This window comes from Candidatus Tectomicrobia bacterium (genome assembly GCA_016192135.1).
Classification (GTDB): Bacteria; UBA8248; UBA8248; order UBA8248; family UBA8248; genus 2-12-FULL-69-37.
Window position 1 is genome coordinate 58,730 of the sequence record JACPUR010000002.1, and the last position, 7,002, is coordinate 65,731.

General features: G+C 67.9%; 7 protein-coding genes. 5 read left to right on the forward strand and 2 right to left on the reverse strand.

Annotated features, from left to right (window positions below; translation table 11 throughout):
- Positions 1-14: 14 nt before the first annotated feature.
- From HYZ11_02075 to HYZ11_02095, 5 genes are all read left to right on the forward strand, one after another.
- Complete coding sequence (locus tag HYZ11_02075) at positions 15-1,730, forward strand: cbb3-type cytochrome c oxidase subunit I (GenBank protein MBI3126374.1); 1,716 nt, start codon at positions 15-17, stop codon at positions 1,728-1,730.
- Between the two features lie 27 nt (positions 1,731-1,757).
- Positions 1,758-2,348 carry a cytochrome c oxidase subunit 3 gene (locus HYZ11_02080; protein MBI3126375.1) on the forward strand — a complete coding sequence of 197 codons (591 nt, stop codon included), beginning with the start codon at positions 1,758-1,760 and terminating at the stop codon, positions 2,346-2,348.
- Between the two features lie 22 nt (positions 2,349-2,370).
- A complete protein-coding gene (locus tag HYZ11_02085; GenBank protein ID MBI3126376.1) occupies positions 2,371-2,649 on the forward strand; it encodes a cytochrome C oxidase subunit IV family protein in 279 nt (92 codons plus the stop codon).
- A gap of 77 nt (positions 2,650-2,726) precedes the next feature.
- On the forward strand, positions 2,727-3,116 hold the full coding sequence (locus HYZ11_02090; protein ID MBI3126377.1) for a hypothetical protein: 390 nt from the start codon (positions 2,727-2,729) through the stop codon (positions 3,114-3,116).
- A 178-nt stretch (positions 3,117-3,294) separates the two neighbouring features.
- Positions 3,295-3,657, forward strand: a complete 363-nt coding sequence (locus HYZ11_02095; GenBank protein ID MBI3126378.1) for a hypothetical protein — start codon at positions 3,295-3,297, stop codon at positions 3,655-3,657.
- Between the two features lie 94 nt (positions 3,658-3,751).
- Here HYZ11_02095 and HYZ11_02100 read toward each other — a convergent pair whose 3' ends face one another.
- Together HYZ11_02100 and HYZ11_02105 are read right to left on the reverse strand one after the other, a co-directional pair.
- Positions 3,752-4,384, reverse strand: coding sequence for a molecular chaperone TorD family protein (locus HYZ11_02100; GenBank protein MBI3126379.1), 633 nt, complete (start codon positions 4,382-4,384; stop codon positions 3,752-3,754).
- A partial coding sequence (locus HYZ11_02105) for a molybdopterin-dependent oxidoreductase (GenBank protein MBI3126380.1) occupies positions 4,381-7,002 on the reverse strand: 2,622 nt, incomplete at its 5' end. The genes HYZ11_02105 and HYZ11_02100, both read right to left, overlap by 4 nt.

The following is a 7,002-nucleotide window of genomic DNA, read 5'->3' on the forward strand; positions in this document are numbered from 1 at the left end:
GGAAGAGGGGCACGATGAGCGAGACTTTGGCGGCGCCGGTGGAGCACGGGGAGCCGGCGGGCTTCTGGCGGACGTACGTTTTTTCGACCGATCACAAGATGATCGCGCGGCAGTACATGTTCATCGCCCTGTTCTGGGCGGCGCTGGGGGGTTTCTTCGCCTACATCATCCGCTGGCAGCTCGCCCACCCGGATACGGACATCCCCCTCCTCGGGAGGCCCATCGGCCCGGAGGAGTACAACGCCTTCGTCACCATGCACGGGACCATCATGGTGTTCTTCGTGGCCATGCCCCTGCTGCTGGCGTCGTTCGGCAACTTCCTCATCCCGCTGATGATTGGCGCGCGCGACATGGCCTTCCCCCGGCTGAACATGTTGTCGGTCTGGGTGCTCGCGCTGGCGTCGCTGATCCTGATCGGCTCCTTCTTCGTGGAGGGCGGCGCGGCCTCCGCGGGCTGGACGGGCTACCCGCCGCTCTCGGCCAAGCCGGCCTACACCGGGGTCGAATGGGGCATGGACCTCTGGCTGCTGGCCCTCGCGCTGGAGTTCGGCTCCTTCCTGATGGGGGGCATCAACTTCCTCGTGACCCCCATGAACATGCGCACGCGGGGGATGGGCTTCTTCCGCATGCCGCTGTTCGTGTGGATGGTCATGATCGCCTCGCTCATCTTCCTCCTCTCGGTGGGGCCGCTCATCGCGGGGGCGGTGATGCTGCTCCTCGACCGCAACCTGGGGACGAGCTTCTTCATGGCGCCGGGAGGAGGCGACCCGCTCCTGTGGCAGCACCTGTTCTGGTTCTTCGGGCACCCCGAGGTCTACGTGATCCTGCTGCCCGCCCTCGGGGCCATGATGGAGGTGATGACCACCTTCTCGCGCAAGACCATCTTTGGTTACCGCCCGATCATCATCGCCGTGATTGTCGCCGGGGGGCTGAGCTTCGTCGTGTGGGCCCACCACCAGTTCATCAGCGGGCTGGACCCCCGGCTGGCGACGCCCTTCAGCGTCACCACCATCATCATCTCGGTGCCCTTCGCCCTGATCGTCTTCGCCCTGCTGGCCACCCTGTGGCGGGGCTCCATCCGCCTGGCCACCCCGATGTGGTTCGCCGTGGGGGGGCTCGCGGTGTTCATCTTCGGGGGGCTGACGGGCATCTTCAACGGATCGGCGGCGGTGGACATCTACATCCACGACACCTATTTCGTCGTCGCCCACTTCCACAGCACGTTGTTCAGCTCGCTCTTCCTGGGGGGCTTCGCGGCCATCTACTACTGGTACCCCAAGATGTTCGGCCGGATGATGAACGAGGCCCTGGGGCAGCTCCACTTCTGGGGGACCTTCCTCTTCTTCCTCGCCGTCTTCGTGCCCATGCACCTGGTGGGGGTGGGGGGCATGATGCGCCGCATCGCCAACCCCGGACAGTATGAGTTCCTCGCCCCGCTGGCGGGGCTCAACCGCATGATCACGATGTCGACCATCTTCCTCCTGCTCTCCCAGTTCTTCTTCGTCTTCAACTTCTTCTGGAGCATGTTCCGCGGCCGGCCCGCGCCGGAGAACCCGTGGGACGGGACAACGCTGGAGTGGACCACACTCTCGCCTCCCCCTCACGGGAACTGGCCGGGCGAGGTCCCGCGCGTGTACCATCCGCCCTACGGCTACGGGCTGCCGGGAGCCTCGGAGGACTGGGTGCCCCAGCACCGGCCGTTGCCCAGCGGGGCCGCCCCGCGGACCTAGGAAACCTCATCGCCGGGAGATGAATGGATGAGCACCGCCGCGCACGCGCCCGCGGAAGCCGCCGAGAGCACGCCGTTCCCCTCCGCCAAGCTGGGGATGTGGTGGTTCCTCGCCTCCGAGATCATGGTGTTCGGGGGCCTGATCGTGACCTACCTGCTGTTCCGGATGGCGGGCCCGGGCTGGACCGCGGACATCCACCACAACAGCACCCTCCTGGGGACGATCAACACCCTCGTGCTACTCACCTCGAGCTTCACGATGGTGGAGGTGCACCGGGCCCGGGGGAGGGACGACGAGCGGAGGTTCCGCCTGAACCTCGCGCTGACCATCCTGCTGGGGTTCGTCTTCTTGGGGATCAAGGGGGTCGAGTACGCCGCCCACATCCGCGAGGGGCTGGTGCCCGCCAAGTCGATGTTCTGGGCCTTCTACTTCGGGATGACCGGCCTGCACGGCCTCCACGTGGCCGGCGGGATCGTTGCCAACGCCTGTCTCTATGCGGCGGCGGCCCGGCCCGGCGGCTTCGCCCGCTACGGCCACCGCGCCGAGATGAACGGCCTCTACTGGCACTTCGTGGACGTCGTGTGGATATTCCTCTTCCCGTTGCTCTACCTCGGGTAGGGCCCTCGCGAGGGGTGACGGCATGAAAGAAGAAGGCGCGCACGGCTCGCCCTACCTGCTCATCTGGATCTATCTCGTCGTCCTGGCGCTGGCCTCGGTGGCGGCCTCCCTCGTCCTGCCCAAGGCGGCGGCGGAGCTGACGATCTATCTCCTCGCGGTGGTGAAGGCGATCCTGGTGGCGCTCTACTTCATGCACCTGAAGGTGGAGCGCTTCTTCATCCACTCGCTCACCCTCATCCCCCTGGCGCTGGTGCTGGTGCTCTTCCTCGGCCTGATCCCCGACATCGTCGTCGGCCGCTGAGCGCGGCGCGCGCTCCTGTCCCCCGGGCGGGAGGCGCGCTACAATCGGCCCTCTTTGCCGGCGGAGGGCCCGTCCCCTTGTCCGATATCCCCCGCGTCTTCCGCGAAGGCGGCCTCCATCAGATGGCGGATCTGCTCGTCAATCCGGCGCGCTCAGGCATCTACCTCACGCGCGGGCGCATCCGGCGCATGGCGCGCGAGATGGGCCTGCGCCCGGGCGTGCAGGGCCGGGCGCGGATGCTCGAGAACCTCTTCCGGGAGGCGGGCCTGGAGGGACGCGCGCCCGAGCTCCTCGGCCGGCTCGACGCCGAGGCGGCCGCGATGATCGAGGACTGCCGCGCGTGGACGCGCGCCTGCCCCCCCGCCAAGGCGGCGTGGAAGGACTGGATCGCCCGCGCCCGCGAGCTGCGCCGCCATCTCCGCGAGGCGAGGCGCGCCGCGGAGAAGATGCAGTCTTCGAGCCAGTGATTTCCCGCGCGGAAATGCTTTTCCTGTGTCGATAGTTATAACGTATAGGTTCCGGCAAGCGGAACTTAAGGCCGCGAAAATGATATATTCATGGATGAAGATGAATATGAGATTGCGGCTTTTTTAGATTGTGGTATGTTATGAAACTGGAAAATAACAAATACATAAAGGAGAGAGCATGAGCACATTGACGAAGGCGAAGGAGCTGCTGACCGAGATCGACTCGCAGATCAATTCCCTCTCGCGCGAGCTCAAGACCATGCGCGCGCAGCGGTCGGACGCCGCGCGCATGGTGAAGCGGCTGGGCTCCGTCGACGGTGGAGGGCGCCGGGGGCCCAAGGCCGGGGGGCGGCGCGGGCCGCGCGGCAAGCGGACGAACTGGAATCAGGTGCTGGCCTCGATGAGCGGCACCTTTTCCCTGAACGATCTCTCCAAGGCCTCGGGCAAGAGCAAGCTCACCGTCAGCCAGGCCGTGCAGAAAATGAAGAAAGAGAAGAAGATCGCGGCGACCGCCAAGCGCGGGGTGTACAAGAAGGCCTGAACCGCCGGCGGCGCCCGTTCTGCCCGCGGGTTTTTTCGGCGCGACACGGCCCGTGCGCATCCGAGGCTTGGTTCTCGCCCGGCCTGCTTGGCCCTCATTTGCCGTACCGCTTCCTCAGCTTCTCGATATGCGCCCTGTCGGCCAGGGCGAACTCCCGCGTCCAGCGGGCGAGGGCGCGGTAGAGCTCCGTCTCGGCCTCCTCCTCCGCCGCGGCCGTGAAGACGGGCATCCAGCGCAGCAGATGCTCGTCGAGGAAGCGCGCCGCCAAGCCGAGCGCCTCCCTTGCCTTCGCCTCGTCCCCCTCCCGCCAGGCATCCCGCTCCCTCTCGGCCAGATGGGCCAGGAATTCCAGCTCCGCGCTCAGGTGGTCCATCCCCATGACTCCGGGGCGGTGCGCCGGCCGGTACCCGCAGGCGCGGAAGAAGTCCGTCACCCGGTCGGTCGCCCGGGCGTTCAGGTGGCCGCTCTCGTCCAAGAGAGCGGCCTCGTAGGGCTGGGCCGAGAGGTGAAAGAGATTGGTGAAGTCCGCCCGCAGGGCCTGGAGCCCCGCCTCGTCCTTGGGGGGGCCCTGGGGGAGCAGGAAGGGGTAGTTCTCGGCGAGGAACGAGAGGAGGGCCGCGTCCGGCGGGTCGAGGCAGGCCGCCGCCTGCACCCGGAAGATCCGCCGGCGCAGATCGGCCTCCTCGGCGAGTTCCTCTGGGCCGGGGCGCTTCCGGAAGAGGCTCATCCCGGCAGCTTGTACGCCTCCGGCTGGGGCTTGTTCGGCCGGGTGAACCAGAGCGGCCGGCGCAGCCCGCCCGGGCCGGGCGCGGGCCGGGTCATCTCCAGCCACTTCCTGTAGTGCTCGAAGCTCTTCCCGGTGTCCACCTCGATGTCCCCGTAGCGTTCCTCCGGCGCGGCCTTGAACACCCTGACCCGCTGGTGCCAGCAGTGCATCCCGCTCAGGGGGTCGGGATTCACCGGGAAGGCGAGGTTCTGGTTCACCCCCACCTCGCGCCACCAGATGCGCGCGGTGTCGGGGTCCTGGCTCTGGAAGGGCTCGGCGCCGTGGATCTGGCGCATCTGGAACCGGCCGTCCTTCTCGTCCAGCCGGACGAGGGCGGAGGCGAGGCGCGGCGCGCCCATCTCCTCGTGCAGCCGCCAGCGGCCCAGGTGATGCGCCATGGCCACGATGCCGGGCTTCAAGCCCTCGGTCACCCAGCAGCGGGTGACGAAGCGGCCGATCTCCGTCTCGACCCGCACCAAGTCCCCCGTCTTGACGCCCAGCCGCTGGGCGTCCTCGGTGTGGAGCCAGAGCGGGTTGTTGTGGGTGATCTCGTAGAGCCACTTCACGGCCGAGCGGGTGTGGATGAGGGTCGGGAGGCGGTAGTTCGGCAGGAGGTCGAACTCGTTCCGGGAGCGGTCCAGCTCCCGCCAGTAGACGTGGGTCTTCTCGTAGCGGGGGATGGCCTGGTCCGCCCACTTCCATTCGGCCAGGGTGGGGCTGTAGAACTCGAGCTTGCGCGAGGGCGTGGCGAAGCCGGCGCGGGGCTTGCCCCGGCTCATGCTGCCGATGGCCTGGCCGTCCTTGCGGACCGCCCCCGTGAGCGGGTCGATCTCGGCGCCCTCGGCCCCCCCGTTCAGCTCGCTCATGTGGACCTCGTAGATCCCGTCCTCGACGGTGAAGACGCCGTACTTGCGCATGTACTCGAGCGGAGAGAGGCCCTCCTTCGCCGCCGCCTCGGGAAGCCCCGGCACGCCGTTCTCGAACATCCAGCGGTAGTACTCCTCCACCGTGATCTTCTCGCCGGGCCGGTAGGGGCTCTCGAAATGCCTGCGCACCCCCAGGGAGCCGTCCGGGTCCACCCGCCAGGAAAGCTCGATCAGGAACTCGTTCTCCTCCCAGACCTCGCCGGGGTTGGTCTCACGCGTGGTTTCGAACCTCTCGCCCAGGCGCTCCCGCGCCACCCGCAGCACCGGCTGGCGGAAGCCCACCCAGGTGGCGGGATGGGTCTCCTGGCTCTGGTTGTCGTGCCGCTCGGTGGCGACCCCCATGGGGAGGATGTAGTCCGCGAACCAGGCCGTCTCGCTCCAGGTCGGGGTGAGGGCCACGTGGCAGCCCATCTTCTCCTCGTCCCGGAGCATCTCGACCCAGGAGAAGCCGTCGGGGTTGGTCCAGACGGGGTTGTAGACCCGGGTGAAGTAGACCTCGACGCGGTGCCCCTTGTCCTTCATCAGGTGGGGCATGAGGAAGCTCATCTCGAAGAAGGCCAGGGGGTATTCGGGCGGGTAGAGCAGCTCGTTCCACTTCTTGGGGCCCGGCGCCCCGTTGGGATGCGCGGGCACGAACTTGTGCCAGCTCGCGAGCCCCGTGCCCCCCACCGTGCCGATGGCGCCGGTCAGGGAGGGGAGGAAGTAGAGGCAGCGCGCGATCTGCCAGCCGTGGAGGTTGCCCGTCGCGGCCGCCCGCCAGATGTGCACGCTGAGCCGCTTGCCCGCCCGCGCCACGGCCTGGGCCGCCTCGGCGATGAGCTCGGCTGGGACGCCCGTCTCCTCGGCGGCATACTCGAAAGTGAACTCCGCATACTCCTCCTTCACCCGGCGGATGAAGCTCTCGAAGCTGACCTCGTCCCCCGGGTGCGCGGCCCGGAGGTAGTCCGCCCAGTTGAACCACTCGCGGACGAACTCGGCGTCGTACTGCTCCGTCTCCAGGAGGTGGCGCGCGATGGCGAGGAGGAGCGCTCCCTCGGTGCCGCTGTAGGCGGGGAGCCAGATATCCGCCTTTGCGGCGGTGTTCGAGAGCCGCGGGTCGACCACGATGAGCTTCGCGCCGCTCATCTGGGCCTCGATGATGCGCTGGGCCGTCGGGTTGAAGTAGTGGCCGGTGTCGAGGTGGCTGCTGATGAGGAGGATGGCGTCGGCGTTCGTGAAGTCGGGCGAGGGCCGGTCCGAGCCGTTCCAGAGGAACTGCCCCACGCGGGCCGAGGAGCTGCACACGTTGGTGTGGCTGTTGTGGCCGTCCGTGCCCCAGGCGGCCAGGGTGCGGAACATGAAGCCGTCCTCGCCGGGCCGCCCGACGTGGTACATGATCTCGTTCCGGCGGTCCTCCCGCATGGCCTTGCGCATGCGGGCGGCGATGTCGTCCAAGGCCTCGTCCCAGCTCACGCGAACCCACTTGCCCTCGCCGCGCTTCCCGGCCCGCTTGAGGGGGTAGAGGATGCGGTCGGGGTCATAGATCTGGTTGAGCGTCACCCAGCCCTTGGCGCAGTTGCGGCCCCGCGAGGCCGGATGGGGGGGATTCCCCTCGATCTTGCGGATCTTGAGGTCGTCCTTGTCCACGTAGGCGAGGAGGCCGCAGCCCGCCTC

What these genes read in the sequence shown, in the direction of transcription:
- HYZ11_02075 (MBI3126374.1), top strand. Translation starts at nt 15, where the DNA reads ATGAGCGAGACTTTGGCGGCGCCGGTGGAGCACGGGGAGCCGGCGGGC.
- HYZ11_02080 (MBI3126375.1), top strand. Translation starts at nt 1,758, where the DNA reads ATGAGCACCGCCGCGCACGCGCCCGCGGAAGCCGCCGAGAGCACGCCG.
- HYZ11_02085 (MBI3126376.1), top strand. Translation starts at nt 2,371, where the DNA reads ATGAAAGAAGAAGGCGCGCACGGCTCGCCCTACCTGCTCATCTGGATC.
- HYZ11_02095 (MBI3126378.1), top strand. Translation starts at nt 3,295, where the DNA reads ATGAGCACATTGACGAAGGCGAAGGAGCTGCTGACCGAGATCGACTCG.
- HYZ11_02100 (MBI3126379.1), bottom strand. Translation starts at nt 4,384, where the DNA reads ATGAGCCTCTTCCGGAAGCGCCCCGGCCCAGAGGAACTCGCCGAGGAG.